The 21871-nt window shown below is 29.0% G+C and carries 26 protein-coding genes and 1 pseudogene; all 27 read right to left on the reverse strand.

Going from position 1 to position 21871, the window contains the following annotated elements; genetic code table 11:
* Positions 1–332: 332 nt before the first annotated feature.
* Positions 333–659 carry a hypothetical protein gene (locus tag BM384_RS06555; RefSeq protein ID WP_090012277.1) on the reverse strand — a complete coding sequence of 109 codons (327 nt, stop codon included), beginning with the start codon at positions 657–659 and terminating at the stop codon, positions 333–335.
* A 1-nt stretch (position 660) separates the two neighbouring features.
* Positions 661–2172, reverse strand: a complete 1512-nt coding sequence (gene fliD, locus BM384_RS06560) for a flagellar filament capping protein FliD (protein WP_090012279.1) — start codon at positions 2170–2172, stop codon at positions 661–663.
* 30 nt (positions 2173–2202) lie between these two features.
* Entirely contained in the window at positions 2203–2577 is a 375-nt protein-coding gene (gene fliS / locus BM384_RS06565; RefSeq protein ID WP_090012281.1) for a flagellar export chaperone FliS, read from the reverse strand.
* Positions 2578–2587: 10 nt separating this feature from the next.
* A complete protein-coding gene (locus tag BM384_RS06570) occupies positions 2588–2875 on the reverse strand; it encodes a hypothetical protein (protein ID WP_090012283.1) in 288 nt (95 codons plus the stop codon).
* A 9-nt stretch (positions 2876–2884) separates the two neighbouring features.
* Positions 2885–3232 (reverse strand): flagellar protein FlaG, encoded by a 348-nt coding sequence (locus tag BM384_RS06575; RefSeq protein ID WP_090012284.1) that lies wholly within the window; start codon positions 3230–3232, stop codon positions 2885–2887.
* A 9-nt stretch (positions 3233–3241) separates the two neighbouring features.
* Positions 3242–3457 carry a carbon storage regulator CsrA gene (gene csrA, locus BM384_RS06580; protein ID WP_090012286.1) on the reverse strand — a complete coding sequence of 72 codons (216 nt, stop codon included), beginning with the start codon at positions 3455–3457 and terminating at the stop codon, positions 3242–3244.
* Between the two features lie 4 nt (positions 3458–3461).
* A complete protein-coding gene (fliW, locus tag BM384_RS06585) occupies positions 3462–3839 on the reverse strand; it encodes a flagellar assembly protein FliW (protein ID WP_090012288.1) in 378 nt (125 codons plus the stop codon).
* A gap of 12 nt (positions 3840–3851) precedes the next feature.
* Positions 3852–4850 carry a flagellar hook-associated protein FlgL gene (gene flgL, locus BM384_RS06590; protein ID WP_090012290.1) on the reverse strand — a complete coding sequence of 333 codons (999 nt, stop codon included), beginning with the start codon at positions 4848–4850 and terminating at the stop codon, positions 3852–3854.
* Between the two features lie 17 nt (positions 4851–4867).
* Positions 4868–6682 carry a flagellar hook-associated protein FlgK gene (gene flgK / locus BM384_RS06595; RefSeq protein WP_090012291.1) on the reverse strand — a complete coding sequence of 605 codons (1815 nt, stop codon included), beginning with the start codon at positions 6680–6682 and terminating at the stop codon, positions 4868–4870.
* A 10-nt stretch (positions 6683–6692) separates the two neighbouring features.
* On the reverse strand, positions 6693–7103 hold the full coding sequence (locus tag BM384_RS06600) for a flagellar protein FlgN (protein ID WP_090012293.1): 411 nt from the start codon (positions 7101–7103) through the stop codon (positions 6693–6695).
* Positions 7103–7381 (reverse strand): flagellar biosynthesis anti-sigma factor FlgM, encoded by a 279-nt coding sequence (gene flgM / locus BM384_RS06605; protein WP_090012295.1) that lies wholly within the window; start codon positions 7379–7381, stop codon positions 7103–7105. The genes BM384_RS06600 and flgM overlap by 1 nt, the downstream gene beginning before the upstream one ends.
* A gap of 122 nt (positions 7382–7503) precedes the next feature.
* Positions 7504–8667, reverse strand: a complete 1164-nt coding sequence (gene fliY / locus BM384_RS06610; protein ID WP_090012296.1) for a flagellar motor switch phosphatase FliY — start codon at positions 8665–8667, stop codon at positions 7504–7506.
* On the reverse strand, positions 8667–9656 hold the full coding sequence (fliM, locus tag BM384_RS06615; protein WP_090012298.1) for a flagellar motor switch protein FliM: 990 nt from the start codon (positions 9654–9656) through the stop codon (positions 8667–8669). The genes fliY and fliM overlap by 1 nt, the downstream gene beginning before the upstream one ends.
* A gap of 19 nt (positions 9657–9675) precedes the next feature.
* Complete coding sequence (locus BM384_RS06620; protein ID WP_090012300.1) at positions 9676–10071, reverse strand: chemotaxis protein CheW; 396 nt, start codon at positions 10069–10071, stop codon at positions 9676–9678.
* A 38-nt stretch (positions 10072–10109) separates the two neighbouring features.
* Positions 10110–10472: a response regulator gene (locus BM384_RS06625; RefSeq protein WP_090012302.1), complete on the reverse strand. Its 363-nt coding sequence runs from the start codon at positions 10470–10472 to the stop codon at positions 10110–10112.
* Between the two features lie 18 nt (positions 10473–10490).
* On the reverse strand, positions 10491–11090 hold the full coding sequence (locus BM384_RS06630; protein WP_090012304.1) for a chemotaxis protein CheC: 600 nt from the start codon (positions 11088–11090) through the stop codon (positions 10491–10493).
* A gap of 27 nt (positions 11091–11117) precedes the next feature.
* The gene (locus BM384_RS06635) at positions 11118–13154 is read right to left on the reverse strand and encodes a chemotaxis protein CheA (RefSeq protein ID WP_090012305.1); all 2037 of its coding nucleotides are present in this window, start codon (positions 13152–13154) and stop codon (positions 11118–11120) included.
* 12 nt (positions 13155–13166) lie between these two features.
* Positions 13167–13934 carry a CheR family methyltransferase gene (locus BM384_RS06640; RefSeq protein ID WP_090012307.1) on the reverse strand — a complete coding sequence of 256 codons (768 nt, stop codon included), beginning with the start codon at positions 13932–13934 and terminating at the stop codon, positions 13167–13169.
* Between the two features lie 19 nt (positions 13935–13953).
* A complete protein-coding gene (locus BM384_RS06645) occupies positions 13954–14988 on the reverse strand; it encodes a protein-glutamate methylesterase/protein-glutamine glutaminase (protein WP_090012308.1) in 1035 nt (344 codons plus the stop codon).
* A 12-nt stretch (positions 14989–15000) separates the two neighbouring features.
* Positions 15001–15483 carry a chemotaxis protein CheD gene (locus BM384_RS06650; RefSeq protein ID WP_090012310.1) on the reverse strand — a complete coding sequence of 161 codons (483 nt, stop codon included), beginning with the start codon at positions 15481–15483 and terminating at the stop codon, positions 15001–15003.
* A 15-nt stretch (positions 15484–15498) separates the two neighbouring features.
* Positions 15499–15960, reverse strand: a complete 462-nt coding sequence (locus BM384_RS06655; RefSeq protein WP_090012312.1) for a chemotaxis protein CheW — start codon at positions 15958–15960, stop codon at positions 15499–15501.
* Between the two features lie 13 nt (positions 15961–15973).
* Positions 15974–17893, reverse strand: a complete 1920-nt coding sequence (locus BM384_RS06660) for a flagellar assembly protein A (RefSeq protein ID WP_175537302.1) — start codon at positions 17891–17893, stop codon at positions 15974–15976.
* Between the two features lie 44 nt (positions 17894–17937).
* A complete protein-coding gene (locus BM384_RS06665) occupies positions 17938–18741 on the reverse strand; it encodes an aminotransferase class IV (RefSeq protein WP_090012315.1) in 804 nt (267 codons plus the stop codon).
* Between the two features lie 8 nt (positions 18742–18749).
* Positions 18750–19388 (reverse strand): HAD-IB family hydrolase, encoded by a 639-nt coding sequence (locus BM384_RS06670; RefSeq protein WP_090012316.1) that lies wholly within the window; start codon positions 19386–19388, stop codon positions 18750–18752.
* 145 nt (positions 19389–19533) lie between these two features.
* Entirely contained in the window at positions 19534–20727 is a 1194-nt protein-coding gene (locus BM384_RS06675; protein ID WP_090012318.1) for a pyridoxal phosphate-dependent aminotransferase, read from the reverse strand.
* Positions 20728–21177: 450 nt separating this feature from the next.
* Positions 21178–21498, reverse strand: coding sequence for a DUF1292 domain-containing protein (locus tag BM384_RS06680; protein ID WP_090012319.1), 321 nt, complete (start codon positions 21496–21498; stop codon positions 21178–21180).
* A 179-nt stretch (positions 21499–21677) separates the two neighbouring features.
* A pseudogene (locus tag BM384_RS17590) lies at positions 21678–21871 on the reverse strand (group II intron reverse transcriptase/maturase); the annotation flags it as partial.

Here is a 21871-nt window from a genome sequence, read left to right on the forward strand (position 1 = left end):
TGTATTTCTTAATGCATTTGCTGCACTCATATTATGATTAATTATCATTTTAAATTCCTCCTTGATTTTAAAGACTCACTTCCTTGGAGTCTATATAATTTATTTTTTCTCTATAGAGACTTGGTTAACCTATATTTTTATATTCGCCCATATTTTTATAAACTTTATAGTATTTTTTTATTTTTTTATTTTTTTACATAAGTCAAATTAAAAGCCCTCTATTCACTCTAAGGACAAAGTTGGTAATGCCTTTAATGAAATTTTGAATTTTCTTGTACATAAAAAAAGCTGATGCTCAATGTTTATAAACATTGAGCATCAGCTTTTTATCTTTATATAGTTCTTCTAAAGAAACTTCCAGATACATTGCTAGAAACATAACTAGAATAAACTCTCTTATTTAATGCTGCTTTTTGCATCTGCATCTTAGTATCCTTCATTTCATTTTTTATAAATTCAACTACATTTTCATCTAATTCTTTAGCTCCAGAGCTTTCATACTCTGCTTTTTTATCTTCTTTACTAGCATCTAACTCTATAATGTCTTTAATTAACTTTTCACGTTTTTCGAAATATTCTTCAACAGATATACCATTTTTTATACCTGATAAAATATTTTTTGTTAAAAATATATAATCAGAAAATAACTTTTCAATCATCTTAATATCCTAAATATGATTGTAATGATGCTAATTGATTATTGTAATTATTTATTAGAGTTTCTAAAGAAGAGTACTTTTTATATAATTTGTTTTCCTTACTTGTTAAAGTAGATTCCATTTGTGATATTTTCTTTGCATAACTATTTAATTGCTTTGTTATTGTACTATTAGAGTTAAAACTTTCAGTACCAGCTTTTGCAATTAATCTTGACTTAGAAGTTGATATAGTATTATCATATAGCACAGTTTTTAAATTTGTAAATAATCCTCCACTGCCAGCTACTGTTTCATTTTCACCATCTGCACCTTTAATTGTATCCTCAGCTTTATTAAATAACCTCATAACAGCATTAGGATCCTTTTCTAATGCAGCCTTCAATTTATCTTTATCAACAGTAAAAGTACCAGCACTTGAATCATATTTACTAACTGTAGTTATACCTATCTCTTTTAATTCAGCTGTCTTTGAAGCAAATATCGATCTCATTTGAGTCACAAGACTTTGTACTAAATTATCATTACGAAGTTGTCCTGTTTTAACCTTCTTTTCCCACTTTTCAATTTGAGAATCAGTCATAGCACTTTTTTGTTCTTCTGTTAGTGGCTTATAATCCTTATCATGTTTTTCTGTTAATAATGTTTGAAAATTTGTTAGCATTGAATTATAGTCATCAAAAAAGTTACTTATTGCATCTACTGTAGAGCTTGAATCTGTTTTTCCTGTAATAACTACTGGATTATCTTTCTCAGTTGTAGTTGTAAAAGAAAATTGAATTCCATCATGTGTAACTGTATTTGATGAACTGCTAAATGTTTGTCCCTTTGTATTTGTAGAACTTTTTATTACGTATTCAGCATCCTTACCTTCAGCAGAAGCTACAACATTTTTATTTCCCGCTCCATCTTTATATCCTATTTCAAAGGATTGACCTTTTCCCATTTCTTTTGTTTGTAGAATAATTCCTCCAGATATTTCTGAATAAGCTGCTTTTAAACCTAAATCATTTAAATTATTGTTTAAGGCTGTAACTAAATCATTATTCTTGGCTTTATCATCTTTTCCACTATTTAAAATAGAACTAATATCTATTTCTTGTTCTTTACCATTAATCTCCACATAAATAGAACTTTTATCTGTACTATTAAATTGACTCAACTTAAGTACAGTACTAGCAGTAGATGCTAATTGGGTAACATCTACTGTATAAGTATCTTGAATTGCCGCACCACTTACTGACTTAGCTGTTACTATATTTTCATTACTTGAAGAAAATACAGTAGATGAATACTTAGATGATAATAATAAACTATCTGATTTAGTAACATCTAAATACTTATTATAAAAATCAGAACCTTGCTTTATAACCCCTCTATATAACTCTTGTTGAATTTGTAAGGTTGCTTTATTTTGCTGTTCTTGTGTTATCTTTGATTTATAAGAAGCAAGTTCTGAACTAACTAAGGACTCTACATCTAATCCACTTGCTAACCCTGTGACTCTATTAGTCATTTAATCATCCCCTCTTATATAAATAATTATTTATTTTTTAGCTTTTTCATAAGCTTCATACCAAATATCTCTTACCTCTTCAATTAAAGGTAATATTTCCCTCAATAAATTATTATCCTTCTTAAAATTAACTTGAACTAAGCTATTATTAATAAACTCGTAAACCTTAAATAACTGAACTGCCCACTCCCCTGCATCTCTATTTAATGTAGACATAAGTTCAATAAATATATCTTGAGTTCTAATTAAACTTTCATGAGCTAATTTTACATCCTTCTTATCTATAGCAATTTCAGCTCTCTTTGCATATTTGACAGCTCCATCTACAAGCATTAATAATAATTGTTCCTTTGAAGCGAAATTTATACTATTATTTTTATATACGTTATACCCATTAGTATACATACACACCCTCCTACTTTTTCTTATCTATAAACATACCTAATGATTCATCACTCAGTACATCTTCGTCCATTTCAACATCTATTTTTAGCTTTTTGTTTTCCTCTTTAACGGCATCAATAGTTAGATACCTCTTCTTTTTTCTTGTGCTACTATCTTTCCCACCATTTTCATATTCTCGTTTTTTCTGATCATCTGCAGAAACTAACGCTCTTTCTTTATTATGGATTTTTTCTTTCTTAACTGCCTCAACTATTTTTTTTCTAATATCAGTAGTAATAAGACTTAATTGATATGGCATACCCTACCTCTAAGCATCCTCATCCACTATTACTCCATCTAATTCACACATCTTAGAAACTAGATCCAAAATTTTTTCAGGTGGCAGTTCCATAATAACTTCCTTCGTCTCATCATTGATAATTTTGATAGTAATTGCATTTAATTTTTCATAAACAGAATATTCAGCATGAGATTTTTCTTTTTCTAATTCTTTATTTAGCTTTTCTAATGCTTTATTTATTTCTTTTGGACTTTGAAATTCACCCTTAGTATTACTGCTTACTTCACTAACTTCCTTGTCACTGGCATTAAATACTATTCCATTATCATTTATAAGACTATTTACTCCTCCATGACTAATAATCTTTAAACTCATGTAATCCTCCTACTTTTTAAGGCTCTTTAATAAATCCTTATTGAATTTAGCTGATTCTATATTTTCATCTTTAATTTCTTTATATAATTCTTCTCTTAATATGGTCATTTCTCTTGGTGCATTTATTGCTATTTTTGCACTTCCGTCAGAAATTTTTGATATTGTAATTTCAATATCATCTCCAATTAATATAGATTCGCCTTCTTTTCTAGTAATCACCAACATATAATCACCCCTTACATATAGGATGTTTTATCTTATATTCTTCGTTATTTAAAATAACCTGTACTCCCTTTTTACTCTTTCTGTTTATTATTATAGGAGCACGTAAATTAGTTGTATTTTTTGTAAAATCTGAATTTACATTAACAGTAGTATATATCAAAATATCATCTTTACTTTTTACGCCAATTGAATTCATAATTGAATCAGATATTTCAAATTCATAGCTCTTACAAACTTCAAATGGTGACATTAAAATCAACCCTATACCTTCTTCATCTTTTGATTGTAGAAGTTTAAAAGAATCTAAATCTTCAATATTCTTTAACGCATACTCTTTATATGTTTCCAAACCTAATAAACCTTTTTCAAATGTTAACTCCATAACACACACCTCTTATAGATAATCTAATAATGTCTTTGGTAAAATCTGTGCATTAACTTGAAGTGCTGCTGTATAAGTTGTTTGAGCTTGATAATATTCTATAGTTTTCTCTGTGTAATCAACATCTTCTGTTCTAGATAAAACATCAGTCATATTTAAAGTTTCATCTCTATTTTTACTACCTGCAGATTCAAGTCTATTTTGTTTTGCACCAACTTCAGATCTTAAATTTAATATGTTACTTATTAAGCTATCTAAGTCTGTAAGATTTTCCTTAACTACTTCTTCCCTATCAGCCATATCTCCTGATAAAAGATTATTTTGAATTTCATCAAATAATTTCAATCCATCCACATATTCTCCTTTATCACTTCTGAATTTTAACACTCCCATAGCTGTAACATTATAATCAATATTTACACCCTTAGATACCTCTATTCCAATTTTACTAGAAAGAGCTTCTGTTAAGATATTTTGTTTATAATCTGTAGAATCTGTATCTATGATTTTTCCATCTTTATCAATAAAGTTTATAGAGTAAGTTCCTCTATCTAAATCACTTGTTGCTTCAACAGGTTTAGATGTCGTTTTTGTACCACCAAAAATATATCTTCCATCAAAATTTGTATTAAGAATTTGAGTTATTTCAGAAACTCTTTCACTTATTTCTTTTGCTATAGATTTACTTTCATCACTTCCATAAGCTGCATTTCCTGAAGAAACCATAAGTTCTCTTACTCTTTGTACAACATTTGTTAATGATGATAATGCATCATCAGTTGCATCAAGCCAATTTGAAGCATCTTCTATATTAGTTTTATATTGTGCATTTGAATTTATGCTTGTTGTAAGTTGCATGCTTCTTGCTGTCTTGTATGGATTATCTGATGGTCTATTAATTAATTTTCCTGTTGATAACTGATTATTTATTGTATTTAAATTAAAAAGATTTCGTTTCATATTACTCAAATAATTATTAGATATCATTCTATTAGTTATTCTAGAATTCATAAATTCATCTCCTTATACTATCTTATAAGCCCATTAATCACAACATCAAGTAACTCTGAAACAGTAGATATAACTTTAGCATTAGCACTATATGCATGTTGGAACTGAATTAAGTTAGTCATTTCCTCATCTAAAGATACTCCTGATACACTATCTCTACTACTTTCAAGATTTTCTAGGATATTAGTTTGAACTTTAACATCACTATTAGCTGCTGAAGCATTTACTGCTAACTTATCAATAGTATCTTGAAAAAATGAATCAAATGTCATACCACTAGTATTTGAAGTTATTGTCATACCAAAATTACTTAATGTTGCTTTACCTTTTGATGAATTAAATAAATCTGCTCTTGAATTTATAACGCCACCAAAATCTTGTATAGGTAATAATGTATCTCTTAATGATGCAATAGCTAATGCTCTTTTTCCATCACCTTCTGCATCAATATCATTATTTCTTCCTGTTTCAAAATTACAATCATGAGTTCTTACTTTTAACTTCATAACATCATCAAGAAGTTCTTTATTAACAGTAATATTTTTTGCTGTTATATTACTTTCTGCATCTAATAATTGTTTTATGTTTGCAACTTCTCCTGATGGAGTATATCTTACCACGCTTGAATTTACAAAGAATGGTAAAGTATCATATTCAGGAGTACCGCCTATATTATTAACATCTGCTAGTCCACTATGAACAGCATTAATAGAAAAAGCTATAGCTTTAGCTAAGCTATCTAAATGATTTTTATATTCTCTTATACTTTCTTGAGACTGCACATTACCTGCTACTTCTCCTTTAGTTGCATCGTAAGCCATTAACTCATTAGCCGAAATCAGTTCACCTTCACGAACTACAAATCCATCTGATTTAACTAATTGTCCTTCAGAATTTGCCCATAATACTCTTGATGCTAATAAATTTTCCACATCACTATCACTTAATCCTGAAACTTTTACTGTCTGAAGATTTCCCTCTGTCGCACTATCCCCTAGTTTATAATAAGATATAATTTTTACATCTGAGTTACCTGGATCTGATTCTATAGATGAAATATATGATAATCTAGCAGATGAACTGTTATTACTTGATACTAAAGTTGGATAAACCATAACTCCAGAATCTGTTGCCTTTAAATCAATTCCATTATAAGGCTTTTTCTCTGTTGAAATACCTATTAATGAGCTTAATTCATCAAGATAATTATCTCTTGTATCCATAAGATCATTAGGAGTTTCTCCAGCTGCAGTTATTGTTTTTATTTCTTTATTTATGCTATCAATTTTATTTAGAAGAGTATTAACATCTATTACATTTTGTTTTATTTGTTTCTGACAATTATTCTCTAACTCTTCTAACTTTATATAAGTACTATTTAAAGTATTTGTTAATGATATAGTATTTTGTAATAAAACTGTTCTAGTATTAGAGCTATTCGGTTGCTTTGCTACTTCCTGCCATGAGTCAAAAAATTTACCTATCATTGTTGATATACCATTTTCTGATGGCTCATTAAATACATCTTCTACTTGTGATAAAATATTACTTTTTATATTTGAATTTCCCACATTAGAATTTGCATTTCTAACTTGATAGTCAATAAAAGAATCTCTTACTCTTTCAATAGCATTAACCTTTGCACCAGTACCTATTTGACCAGTCCCCATTATTCCCGTTGATACAGGTGGGTTAGTAACAATTTTTGATCTTTGTCTTGTATATCCAACAGTATTAGAATTTGAAATATTATGAGATGTAGTATTAATTGCACTTTGACTTGTATTTAATCCACTTCTTCCTACGCCTAACGCCGAAAACAATCCCGCCATTTTTTTCCTCCTATCTTGATAAATTACCTAACGATGTATAAGTTTTTACTTCTCTTCTTGGACTTATAATACTTAATATCTGTGTATTAAAACTTATTTCTTGTTTTAACAACATATCATTTGTTTCTTTCTGATATTGAATTTCTCTTATTACTTTCTTTATATCTCTAAATGCTTCTTCAAGCTCTTTATCTTTAGATTCAAAAACTAATAAATTCATATTCTCTTTTCCAACTAGTTTTCTTCTTTCTACTTCATTTTGAGCAACTAATTTATTGCCCTCTTTAATATCCTCTACTATTTCTTCTAATGAGAATACATCTTTTTTCATTATATATTCATATTGTTTTTGTAATAGTGATAATAAATGTTTCAATGCTTTATTTTCATTTCTAATTATTTCAATCAACTCAGTATTCATTATACTTTTTTCTCCTTAATTATATCCATAATACTTTGAGCAGTTAATCTAGCATCAACATTATAAGTACCATTTTGAATTTTCTCTCTAAGAGCTTCAACCTTAGCACTATTATCAATATTTACATCATCAAAAGAATAAGTACTTAGTTTTTTTGCTACATTGGATATTTCTATAGTATCATTTGTTTTTGAAACCTTTCCTGCACTACTAACTTTATTGGTATTCTTAGTATATAAATTAACTATATTTTGAGATCCAATTCCTTTAATATTCATTTCGATTCCTCCATTTTTTATCACTATAATTAATTATCGAATATTGAATCTTTTAGTTTAGGCATTTTTATTAATTAATTAATGATAAAAGCTACCTCACTTGAAATGAGATGGCCTTTTTATTATCTTAATGATTGAATTCTTTCAGCTCCGCTTACTATATTTGTAATTCTCACGCCAAAATTTTCATCAACAACAACTACTTCTCCAAAAGCAATCTTTTTACCATTAACTAAAATTTCAACTGGCTCTTCTGCTAGTTTATCAAGTTCAATTAAGGAGCCTGTACCTAAACTTAAAATATCTTTAATATTCTTTTTAGTTCTTCCAAGAACTACTGAAATATCAAGTGGAACATCTAAAATCAAATCTATATTCTTAGGTGCTGAAGATACTCCACTATCAATTAAAGGTTCAAATTTAGCTTCATGTACCTCTACAGGTGCAGCAGATGCCATAGTTGTAGTCTGCGCAACATGATTTACCTGTTGTTGAGGTGGTTGAACCGGACTTTCTACTCTAGCTGGTCTTTCTGGTTCCTTATAAGAAACTTCTTGTATTGAATCAGCTACACTAGGTGTACTTTGCTGTCCTTCATTTTCTTTTCCCATCATTATTGAGACTATTTTCTTTGCAGTAGACGCTGGGAAGATTTGCATTATATTACTATCCACAACATCACCGATAGTCATCTTAAAATTAACTCTAACAATCTTTTCATCAGAAGGGATATTAGTTGATAAATCTTCATCTTGATCTTTCCAGATTTTTGATACTGGTGGTGCTATATCTACCTTTCTTGAAAACATTGTTGCCATTGAAGTTGCAGCTGAACCTATCATTTGATTCATAGCTTCCGATACAGCACTTATTTCTATATCAGTAAGCTCATGATGTTCTTCTGGTTTACCATCTCCGCCCATCATCAAATTTGATATTACAGCAGCGTCATCTGTTTTAATAATTAATATATTTCTTCCAATAATACCTGTTGTATATTCTACTTCAAGTACTATTGTAGGCGCTTCAAACCCTTCCTTGATTTCTTCAAGTGTTGTTTCAGTTACTACTGGAGTAGTTATATTAACCTTCTGATTGATACATTGATAAAGAGCTGTTGAAGCTGAGCCCATTGAAATATTCCCAATCTCCCCAAGTAGATCTTTTTCTATATCAGTTAAAACTTTTTCCTCTTTCTTTACAGCTTCATCAGCTGCTTTCTGCTCCTTACTGTCCCCACCTAATAGTGAGTCTATCTCATCTTGAGATAAAAAGCCATTACTCATTACTCATTCACATCCTTATCTATTACATCTAATACAGCTGCTCCAATATTCTTACCTACTATTCCAGGTTTAGCATAATAATATTCCTTATCTTCAACAAACAACTTAATAGGATTAGTATATTTATTATCTAACTTAATTATATCCCCGCAACTTAATTTTAAGAAATCATCTACAGTAATACTTGCTCTTCCTAACTCTGCTGATAGATTAACTTCTATTCGATCTAGTCCTTTTTCAATTTTCGTTCTTGATTCATCAAACTTTTCTTCATCTTCATTTTTAAACCAATATTGTACTACAAGCTTATCTAATACTTTTTCAAGTGATAAATATGGTATACATAAATTTAAATATGTATTACTTTTGCCTATTTCCACAGAAAAACTTATAAGTGCTACTGGTTCATTAGGTGCCAAAGTTTGATTAATTGCCGGATTAGTTTCTATACCTTCTACTTCTGTTTCTACATCAAGTATATCTTCCCAAGCCAACTTTAAATTATCAATCATCCCTGAAGTCAATTGAAGCATTATTTTCTTATCAATATCCGAAAATTCTTTACTAATTATCGGTCTTTCGCCTGTTCCACCTAACATTATATCTATTACTTGAAAAGCAAATTGTGGATTTGATTCAAATAATATAGTTCCTGTTAGCGGTGGCATCTTAAATAAAGTCATTATTGTTGGATTCTGTACAGAATGTATAAATTCTTCGTAAGTTATCTGTTCTACAGTTTCAATCCTTACTTTAACATTAGTCCTAACTTGCGCTGTAAGAAAATTTGAAATTATTCTTGCAAAATTATCATGAATTAATTCAAGTGTCCTTATATGATCCTTAGAGAATTTTTGAGGACTTCTAAAATCATAAACCTTAACTTTGTGCTTTTCTTCATCTTTAGACATCTGTTCAGGTTCTAATTCTCCTGTAGATAAGGCAGATAACAATGCATCTATTTCACTTTGGGATAAAACATCTGCCATACTTTTCCCTCTTTCCTATTTAATTTAATAGCTTATCAATATCAATAATTGTTAAAAGCTTATCTTCATACTTAAGGATTCCTCTAATATAAGGACTTACCTGTTCACTGTCCATCTTTTGTATTGATTTTTCATCAACATCTAATACTTCTTCTACTTCATCAACTGTAATTCCTATTTCTTCATCCTCAACAGTTAATATAATAATATTTTGCTGTTCTGCTGAAGATTTAACATTTAATAACAAATCTATATCTACTAACGACTTAATATTCCCTCTTAAATTAATTAGACCCTTAATATAAGCCGGTGCTTTAGGTACTTTAGTTATTCTCATAATATCATTTATTGCCTGAACTCTCTCAGTTTCAACTGCAAAATGTTCATCACCTAACTTAAATACTACAATTTGCACTTAACATCGCCTCCTATACCCTTTTTCTGCCTGTAATCTTATGCTCCAAGAACCTTATTTATAGCTTCAAGAACTCTATCAGCTTGGAATGGTTTAACAATAAAATCTCTTGCTCCTGTTTTTATTGCATCCATAACCATTGATTGTTGTCCCATTGCTGAACACATTATTACCTTTGCATTTGGATCAAAAGCTTTTATTTCTTTAACAGCTTCTATACCATCCATATCAGGCATAGTAATATCCATTGTAACGACATCTGGTTTTTCTTTTTTATAAAGATCAACTGCCATTAACCCATTGCTAGCTTCTCCTACCACCTCAAAATTATTTTTTTCAAGAATATCTTTTATCATCATTCTCATAAATGCTGCATCATCAACTATTAATACTTTAGCCATTTCGTTTATACCTCCAATTTAATTTACGCCTATAGTTTTTAAAATTTTTTCAATAGAACCTGGTACCGGTATGTAGTAAAAATGTGCTCCTACATTCCCGTTATTTTCATCTAAGAATAAGGTTTCTATATCTAGAATATATTCATCATATTGCCCAGATTCAACAAAAGTTGTTGCTAAAATAGCACTTAGCATATCATAGGATACTGCTGGTACAGATGCTATTGCACTAAGTCCAGTAAACTGTGAAATTGCATTCATATAAGATCCAGAAAGAATATTTCCTATTTCACAGAGCGCAGAGCTTCCAAATTCAGAATAATATTCTTCCTCTCTTCCAGTTAACATTTTTATTATATCCAATGCTACGTTTTTTTCAAATATTATTAATATACTACCTGGTATATCACCAAGTACTCTTACAACAATTCCTGCCACCTCATCGTCTCCAGCTTGTTCAAGTAATGCTGAAAATTCTATCAGATTAACTGCTGGTACTGTCATATCAATTTTTCTTCCAAGTAGCATTGATAAGGCTGTAGCTGCATTGCCTGTCCCTATATTGGATACTTCTTTTAATGCATCCATTTGAATACTGGTTAATTGACCCTCCTCCATACCTTTCCTCCTATATCTATATTATACTTATAATAGTGCACCTACATCAAGTATTAATGTTACTAATCCATTTCCTAATATTGTTGCACCTATATATTCCTCAAGAGATTTTAATGTCTTTCCAAGAGGTTTTATAACAATTTCTTGTTGTCCTAATAAAGAATCTACTAATAATCCAACTGTCTTATCTCCTACATTTACGATTATTACATACTTCTTTTGACTTTCACTAGCTTGAATATCTAATCTTTCATTTAATCTTACTAATGGTATAACATTATCTCTATAAATAATAACTTCCTTACCGTTAGTTTTCTTAATATTTTCTTCTTTATAATCAATTACTCTATCTATAAATCCTAATGAAATTGCTAATGTTTCTTCACCAACATTTACTAATAAAGCTTGAATGATTTGTAAAGTAAGTGGAAGTTGAATTATAAATGTTGAGCCCTTTCCTTCTTCACTAATAAGTTCAACACTACCTCCAAGAGAAGCAATTTTTGTCTTAACAACATCCATTCCAACTCCTCTTCCAGAAATATCTGTTACAACTTCATTAGTACTAAAGCCTTGAGCAAATATTAAATTCTTAATATCATTTTCGTTAAGACCTTCTGTATTAATTCCTACCTTTTCAGCCTTAGCTCTAACTTTTTCAACATTTATTCCAGCACCATCATCAATTACTTTTATTAATGCTTTTGTACCTTCTTGATATGCAATAAGTTTTACAGTTCCAACTGGATCCTTTCCTGCTGCAATTCTTTCTTCTTTAGATTCTATACCATGGTCAGCTGCATTTCTTAATAAGTGAATTAAAGGTTCTCCAATTTCATCAATAACTGTTCTATCTAATTCTGTTTCAGCACCTTCTATGATAAAGTTAATTTCCTTATTTAATTCAACAGAAACGTCTCTTATCGTTCTAGGGAATCTATTAAATACAGTATCTAAAGGAAGCATCCTTATCTTCATTACAAGATCTTGCAGATCAGTTGTTGTTCTTCCAACTTGCTCTAAAGTTTCAGATAACTCAGGTGACTTATAGTTTAATACTATTTGCTCTAATCTTGTTCTATAAATAACAAGTTCTGAAACCATGTTCATTAACTTATCTATTCTTTCTAAGTCAACTCTTACTGATTGATGAACCTTTTTATGCTTAGCAGGTTCTTTTTTAGCCTTTGCCTTTTTAGCTGGTTTCTTTTCTTCTACTATAGTCTTAGGCTTAACTTCTTCTTTCTTTTCTAAAGCTTTCTCAGGCTTTTCAGCTTCGCTTTCCATAACTACTGTTTGTACTTCTACTTTTCTTACTTCTGAAATACCTTCAACTAAAGTTTTTATTTCTTCTTCAGAATTATTGGTAACTATTACAAATTTTAATTCTAAATCAAATTCTTCATTTTCAATTTCCTGAGTTTCTGGTACAGATTTTATTATTTCACCAGCTTCTTCAAGATCTTTTACTATTAAAAATGCTCTTGCTGATTTAAGTAAAGTATTTTCACTTAAAGAAATTTTTATTTCAACAGCATTGTAACCTTTTTCCTTAGCTTGTTTTATTACTGAATAATCATACTCATTTAATGCAACAAGTTCTTCACCTGCTGCAGGCTTATCTGAATCACTTTCTTCAGCATGAGCTTCTTCAGTTTTTTCAGATGCTGCGCTTTCATTTTCTCCACTATTTGCAATCTTATTTAAAGCTTCCATAATAGGATTAATGTCAACTTGTTCTTCAATTCCTTCTTCAACGTTAGTTATCATTTTCTCTAATGTATCTAGACAATCAAATAAAACTGTAACAACATCTTGTGAGATACTTAATTCTCCATCTCTAAATTCAGATAAAACATCCTCCATCTTATGTGTAAGTTCAGCAATATCGCTAAATCCCATTGTTGCAGCCATACCTTTTATTGTATGAGCAACTCTAAAAATTTCATTTAACTTATCAACATCAGTTGGATCTTGCTCTAAATCTAAAAGTGATTCATTAAGAGTCTGTAAATTATCCATTGATTCCTCTATAAACATTGTCATATATTGAGATGTATCCATATAAATTCCTCCCTAAAGTTTTCTATATATAAATGTAGAAGCTTTCTCAAATCCAAATTCTTTATAATTATAAATACTTTCTGTAGCTCCTACAAATAATAACCCACCTTTTTTTAGTGAATCTGAAAATTTTTTATATATCTCATTTTTTACATCATTATTAAAGTAAATAACCACATTTCTACAAACAATCAAATCAAAATCTTTTTCATAATTATCTAATATTAAATCATGTCTTTTGAATTTTACCATTGATTTAATGTTATCATTTATGGCATATTTATCATCAACCTTTGTAAAATAGTTATTTAAATCTTGAATTTCAACATTTTTCACTTCAGATGGTAAATATACACCCTCTGTTGCTCTTTTAAGAATTGTATTATCAATATCTGTTGCTAATATATCATGCCTTTTTCCTTTACTTACTCTATCTAATATAATTCCTAAAGTATAGGGTTCGCAACCTATTGAACATGCAGCACTCCATATCTTAAGTTTATTATTCTTAGGTAGTAATTCCTTAACAAATCTTTCTTCAAGTTCTTTAAACAATTCTGGATTTCTAAAAAACTCTGTCACATTAATTGTGATAAAGTCTAAAAATCTTTGTTTCTGGTTTTCATCTGATTTTATTAATTTGGTATATTCCTCTAAGGAATTTACTCCTATCCTAGATATCAAACTATTGATTCTTCTATGAAGCTGCTCAGGTTTATAAGCAGCCAAATTTATCCCTAATTCTTTATGTACCCATATGTGAAATTTATCAAAATCCATATATTCTCATATCTCCCTTTTATCTTTTTATAATGTTATTAATTTTTCCTGAAATAAGTGGTAATTCTAACACTAAATCTACTTTCCCTGTTTCATATGCAACTCTAGGCATTCCATAAATTGTGCAAGTAGATTCATCTTCTGAAATTGTAATTCCACCTTTATCTTTAATTACCTCAGTACCCTTAGCTCCATCTCTACCCATTCCAGTTAATACAACAGAAATCAAATTTCCGCCATAAACTTTTGCTGCTGACTCAAACAATTTATCTACAGCAGGTCTAACACCCCAAATAGAAGGTTCCTCATTTAATGAAATATATTTGTCATTATTAAGTACCATATGATATCCACCTTGGGCTATATAAATTGTATTATTTTCGATCTTCATTCTATCTTCTGCTTCAACCACTCTAAGCTTACATATAGAATTTAATCTTTCGGCAAAAGCTTTTGTGAAACCTTTAGGCATATGTTGAACAACAAAAACAGGAACTCCAATATTATAATCTATTTTTGTCAGTACAGTTTGAAGTGCCTTTGGGCCTCCTGTTGATGCACCTATTACAACTGCTTTAACTAATTTATTTATAGTACTTTCATCATTATTTCTTATTCTAGTAATCCTTTTTGGTGTAATACATCTTTTTTTATTCATAGTGATTGCATATATTTTATCAACAAGTTTTTTCTTAAATGTATCACCATTCATAAGTACACTAGAAGTAGGCTTTTCAATAAAATCAGTTGCCCCCAGCTCTAAACATTCTAGAGTATGAACAGAATTTTCACTAGTCAAACTACTTAGCATAATAACAGGACAATTAATTTTAAGTTCTTTTAACTTTTTTAATGTTTCTAATCCATTCATAATAGGCATTTCTATATCTAATGTTATTATGTCTGGTTTATACTGTTCAAATTTTTCAATTAATTCTTTTCCATTTCTTAGCTTAGCTACCACATCAATGTTTTCTTCTGAATTTAATTCATCTGATATTATTTTTCTCATAAAAGCAGAATCATCAACTACTGCAACTTTTACTGAGTTCATTACTATCACTCCTTATAAAGTAACTATTCCTTGACCTACTATTTTTAATATGACACATCCATCATTTGAATCTAATATCATAGTTCTACCTTTATTTCCTCCAGTATCCTCTGCAATTATTGGTATAGATTCTTTTTGTAATACCTTCTTTACTGCTTCTGCATTTCTTTTTCCAATATCACTAATCATACTCTTATCTGAAAAATTAAACATAGATGCGCCACCAGCTATCTTAGCTACAATATTAGTACGCCTACATCCCTTTTCTTCCATTTTATCTAGCAAAATAGGAATTGCTAAATCTGCAAACTTTAAAGGCTTTGAAACTGTTTTAAATTTTGTACTATCTGGTAGCATTATATGAGCTAAACCTGATATTTTTGAAATTTTATCATATAATGCTATTCCAATACAAGACCCTAACCCTATCGTCATAATTTTCTCTGGAGGCATGACCAAATTTAAGTCAGCTATTCCCACTTTTATTTCACCCATAGTTAAATTTTCCTCCTAGAAAATCATATTTTCTTCATCTCGCGTTAATATATCCCCAATATTTAAAAGAATAACTATATTATTATTTATTTTTAATAAACCATCTATATACTCTTTTGAAGCTTTTGTAACTGTAATCGAAGGAGCTTTTTCACACATATCTCTAGAAATATCACATACTTCTTCAACCATATCGACAATAACCCCAAACTTATTGTCTTCTCTTTTTATAACTATAATTTTCTTATTCTCTAAATTAGTTTTGCCTTTGCTTTGTGCAAACTTAAACTTTTTCTCTAAGTTAATTATAGGTAAAATTATACCTTCATGATTGATTACTCCTTCAACAAAAACAGGTACATCTGGAACTTCTGTTGGCTCTATATATCCAAGTATTCTTTCAATATCTTTTATTTCTGTGGCGAACTTTTCTCCATTTAAACTAAAAATAAGAATTTTCATTTCCTTTTCTTCCATAAGCCTCTCCTTCCTATAGTATAAATTTATCTACTACAATTTCTCCTTTATTATTCATATAAGCTTTAACTTCTTTAGATGACTTCTGTAACAAATACTGTTTACTACCAATTATAAATTTACTATTTTGATATGCTATATCCGCACTAATAACTCCATCTTCAGGAACTATTAAAGTAGTTGTTACTCCTGCAATGCTGCCTACAATTCTAGCCTTTATATCTTTACCTGCTTTAAGAATCCCGCCTCTTGCCACTGCACCATCTTTTAAAAATTCTATATTACATTCAGCAGATAAATTTGATACATATTGGCCCTTGCCTGTAATAAATATATTACCTGTGGTTTTAACTTCCGTATCCTGACAATAATTCAAATAAACATCTACAGGACTACTAGTTTTATTAATTTCCAGTTGGACTTCATTATCTATACATTTTATTAAATCGTACAATTCATCATAATACTTTATACCCAATGCGCCAGAACCTATAATCTTTTCTCTTAAATATTGTTTTATTTTATCCATAAGTTCATTATTGAAAGTATTATCCTTTAATATTTCTTTTGATTTATCTAATAAATCTCTATATTTTGATTCTAAAAGTAACTTAATTATTTCTCCATCTGCCTTTTTTTCATTTATTATATGCTTATCTCTAATTTCTTTAATCGTTTTAATAATAAGATTAATTTCTTTTTTATATTCTTCTAAGAACTCAGCATGCTCCTTTATGCCTATTGTATCAGCACCACCTATTATTTTTGAGTTTATAGAGCTTCCGGAAACTATTACTTCTCCCTCTGAAACCAATTTAGCGCACTCCACATTCTTATTAATTTGAATACAGTTTCCAGCCTCTACTTTCATTCCATCTTTAACACTTCCAGATACAAATACATCTCCAATAAATTTAATATTTCCACTTTTAATATCTACATCATTTTTTGCTTCAAAAACTTTATTTACAGAAAACATACCATTTTTCATATCAGGACGTCCTTCAATTGCTGCTATGACTTTATCTCCGTCTATACTGCATCCTTGCTTTGCCCCTATGCTTAATTTTTTCTTTTTCTTTCTTTTACGATCTTGCCCAAATAAATCTATACCATCTTCTCCTTCTTTTCCATGAACAAGTTCTCCTATAACTTCTCCTACCTTAACATTTACAATAGAATATAAATTTTTATAATCAATCTGATCTTTAGATTCTGCTTCCACATTTCTTCGTGTTTTTTCAAAATAAACTTTTATACTATCGTTTTCATCATCGATAACTCTTTTTCCTTCTGCCACTAAGAATCCTTTAGGATTTTCTAAACTTAATACTTTATCTATTTCCTCTAAGTTAATTCCATAAACTATTCCCTTATCATTTAGCATCTTTACAATTTCTTCTCTAGTAAACCTTGGAGGCATTTCTCCATCAACTAGTTCTGTTACAAGTTTAATCTTTCCTTCTCCTCTAAAGGCTCCAAAAACTTTTCTTACTTTAGATGGAATATATTCAATTGTTAGTTTTGCCTCCATTCTATCTTTATCTATTGATATATTTGTATTTCTTTTACCTTCAACAAGTTCACATTCATATCTTATGTCGTCATTAGGTTTAACAATTATAAAGTCTTTTTTTACTTCTTCCCCGTTAACAAATAGCTTTATATCGCTTCCAAATTCCAACTCTGCTTCTTCACTCATTTCAAGCATAATTTTATCTTCAGTTACTATTATTTTATTTATTTGTTTTTCAATTGGCTTTTCTTTAATTCCTTCTTTTTCAAACTCTACTTCTATAATACATTTTTTCTTAAAAAAACTTTTTTCCTCACTAATTATTTTATATTTAAAGTTTTTTCTAGACGTAGATAACTTAGATTCAGCTTTTCTTAAGCACTCTTCTAATTTTTTACCAGAAATCTTATATCCCATCACTTTCATCCCCCTATAATGAAAATAAAATATCTATAACTAAATTATTTATTTATATATTTTTCTATTCTATTATTAAAATCATTTATTATTTTTCTTAAAATAAGATTATTTACATTAAACCTTACATCATCTATACATTGTATTGGTAAAATGTTAGGCGAAGTCCCTGAAATAAATGCTGCTTCATATTGATTTATGTTTATTAATGGAATTTTAACCTCATTTAAATTAATTTTTGATTCTTTAGCTTGCTTAAAAATCTCTGTTCTAGTAACCCCCGGAAGAACACTTTTACCTTCTGATGTATATATGTTATTTTCTTTAATAAAAAACATATTTGATCTGCTACCTTCTGTAATAAGACCTTCATCATTTACTAAAGCAGCTTCATAAGCTTTTTCTATCCTTAACTTATTATTTACATCTTCTCTTAATTTTGAATTTATAACTTTTGCACTAGGATTATCTCGCTTTGCAAAATAACTAATACATTTAACTCCTTCTTTATACATTTCAGGCGTTGGATAAGAATGTTTAATAAAATATATTCTTAATTCCTTCTGCTCTACAATATATATTATTTTTATATTTCCATTTAATACATTATTGATTTTAGCAACTTTATTTATATAACTTAGCAGTTCACCTTCTGATATATTTAATACTACACTCTTTATGTTAAAGGAATTTAACATTCTCTTATAATGCTCCTCATAAAAAAGAGGTTTTCCATTAATAATTTTTAAAACTTCATAAATTACTGTACCTTTTTCATAATCTGTCCATTCATCTACTGATTTTACTTTAGTATTTTCTATATAGAATTTATTAACTGCTTCTTTCATTTTTCAACCTACTTCCATTTTAGTATTTCTATGTCATGTTTTTTCTTATAATTTATTAAATATGGATGGCCAACTAAATCTAATAAAGGTTTATCTGATAAAGAATCAGAAAACATATATGAATCTTTAAAATCCACATCTATATTTTCTTCTTTTAACACTTCTTTTAGTCTCTTTACTTTTTCTTCACCCTTGCAGTTAAGCCCTGTCATCTTTCTTGAAAAGACACCACTTTCCATATCAAATCTTGTTCCAATTATCTTATCTACTTCCTTTATGTCATATAACTCATTTAGATAAAACTCTGGAGAAGCAGATATCAAATATATCTGATACCCTTCTGACTTTAACTTTTTCATCATATTTAATGAATCTTTATATATTATGTTCTTTAATCTATTTTTATAGAATCTACTGGTAAATTCTTTCAAATCACTTTCGCTCATATTCTCAATAAATTTAAGAAAACTCTCCTTCACACGCTTCTCATCATATATTTTTAGTACATATAATAATCCGCTAACTATAGCTCTTGGCAAATAAATTAGATTCTTCTTATTTTCTTTTATACTGTATTTATATAATTCCATTAATGTCTCTTTTTTAGTTATTGTATAATCTACATCAAATATTGCTAATTTTACCACTGTTGTCCTCCAAATAATTTATATATATACATTTATTATATTACAATTGTAATTATAAATAAATATTTATTAAAGAAACTATTGATAATATTTATAATCAAAAACAAAAAAAGAAGTCTTTTGATAGACTTCTTTTTTTTGTAAATTAATTTAATTTTTCCAAGAACTTTTCTATTCTATCTAGTCCTTTTTTTATATTTTCCATTGAAGTTGCATATGATAATCTTATGAATTTATCAACACCAAACCCTGCTCCTGGAACTACTGCAACTTTTTCTTCATCTAAAAGTTTGTCAGCAAATTCTACTGAGTTAGTAATCTTTGTAGCATTTATACTTTTTCCTAAATATTTAGAGATATCCATCATAACATAAAAGGCTCCTGAAGGACGAATACATGTGATATCCTTCATATTATCTATTCTACCTAGCATATAATTTCTTCTTTTTTCAAACTCTTCAACCATTTTTTCTTGTTCAGTCATATCACCAGTCAAAGCTGCTACTGAAGCATATTGAGTTATTGAATTTGTTCCTGATGTCATGTGACTTTGAATACTCTTCATTAAATCAACTATTTTCTTATCAGCAACTGCATAACCAATTCTCCATCCAGTCATAGCAAATGCTTTTGATAGTCCATTAATTACTATTGTTCTCTTATAGGAATCTTCAGATAAGCTTGCTATACTTATATGTTCTTTTCCATCATAAATTAATTTTTCATATATTTCATCAGCTATTATTATTAAGTCATGTTTCTTAGCAAAGTCTGCTATCATCTTAAGCTCTTCTTCATCATAAATAGTTCCTGTTGGATTATTTGGACTATTTAACACTAATGCTTTTGTTTTTTCAGTTACTGCTTTTTCTAGAGCTTCTAAAGAAAATTTATACATTGTTTCTTCAGTTGTATTAACTATTACAGGAACTCCATCTGCAAGTTTTATTAGCTCTGGATAACTTACCCAGTATGGAGCTGCAACTAAAACTTCATCTCCTGGATTTAAAATTGCAAGAAATGCATTTGCAAGACATTGTTTAGCACCAGTTGATACAATTACTTGATCTGGCACATAAGTTAATCCATTATCATTTTTAAGCTTTTCACAAATAGCTTTTTTCAGTTCTGGAATTCCAGGTGTTGCTGTGTATTTAGTTTTACCTTCCTCCATAGCTTTTATTGCAGCTTCAATTATATGTTTTGGCGTATTAAAATCGGGTTCCCCAACTCCAAAGCTTACTACATCTACTCCTGCATTAGATAATTCTTTTGCCTTTGTTGTAATTGATAAAGTAATTGACGGTGTTATATTTTCCGCCTTCTTTGAATATCCCATTCTTTCTTTCCTCCATTATTGCTTTAGTATATATTTTATTAATTTTACTATTAATGACTTATTTGTTTTTTAAAGCACATATTTATTTATAGCATCTAGTATATGAATTAATCTATTAATTAGTACCAATCTTCATACTATAGCTCCTATATTATTTTTAGTCATTTTAAATATATACTTTACAGATAGATTTCTATTAAAAACTCATTATATGTACAGCCATTTATGACTTAAATATACACGTTCTTTTACTATACACTTAAAATATATCATTATTATAAATTATTGTAAATCTTATTATTATAATTTTCCCTATTTTTTTATTTTCAAAAATACTTTTGGTCTTTTTATGTCCTAAAGAATATTATTAAAACATTATTATTTATTTTGACCTAAAAAAAAGATTACATCTAATAGAGTTATAACTCTATTAGACATAATCTTATAACATTAGTCTTGTTGTACTAGTACTTCATTATAGTAAGTAGTAACTTTATTGAATTCTTCTTCTTCTGGATATACTAATTCTTCACCAACCATTTTAAATAAGTATACAGACTCATCTTTTTGGCTTTGTGCTAATAAGTATTCATTTTCTTCATATTCAAAAGAATCTATTACAATGCATTGTTCTTCATTGCCTTTTCCATCATCTAAAGTGATTACTAATGCTTCTTCATGGTCATGCCCGCATCCACATCCACATTCTTCATGATTATGTTCATAATCATGTGCATGATCGTGTCCGCATCCACAATTTTCTTTACTCATATTTCTACCTCCTATTTTTTCGGTGATACTAAATATTGTACCCTCTTTTAGCAATTTTTAAAAGAAAAATTTTTAAAATTTTATCGAGTAGGTGAACCTCAGAAATATTTTTTTCTGAGGTCTTTCCTCTCACAGAACCGTGCATGCGGGCCTCGCACACGGCTCTTGATAAATCTCCATTATTCTTTATAATAATGCAAAACTGCTGTTTCTACCTTAGACATGTCAAATAGTTTGATTTCATCAAACCATTTGTTCGGAAGTGCCATACACACAAGTGGACTTAGTGAATTTCTCCATCTCGTCATGGATATTTTCTTAAAAGTACCCTTGTATCCCATTTTTCTTAGAGTTTTATGAAGTGATTTATAAC

It is taken from the genome of Clostridium sp. DSM 8431, assembly GCF_900116755.1.
GTDB lineage: Bacteria > Bacillota > Clostridia > Clostridiales > Clostridiaceae > Clostridium.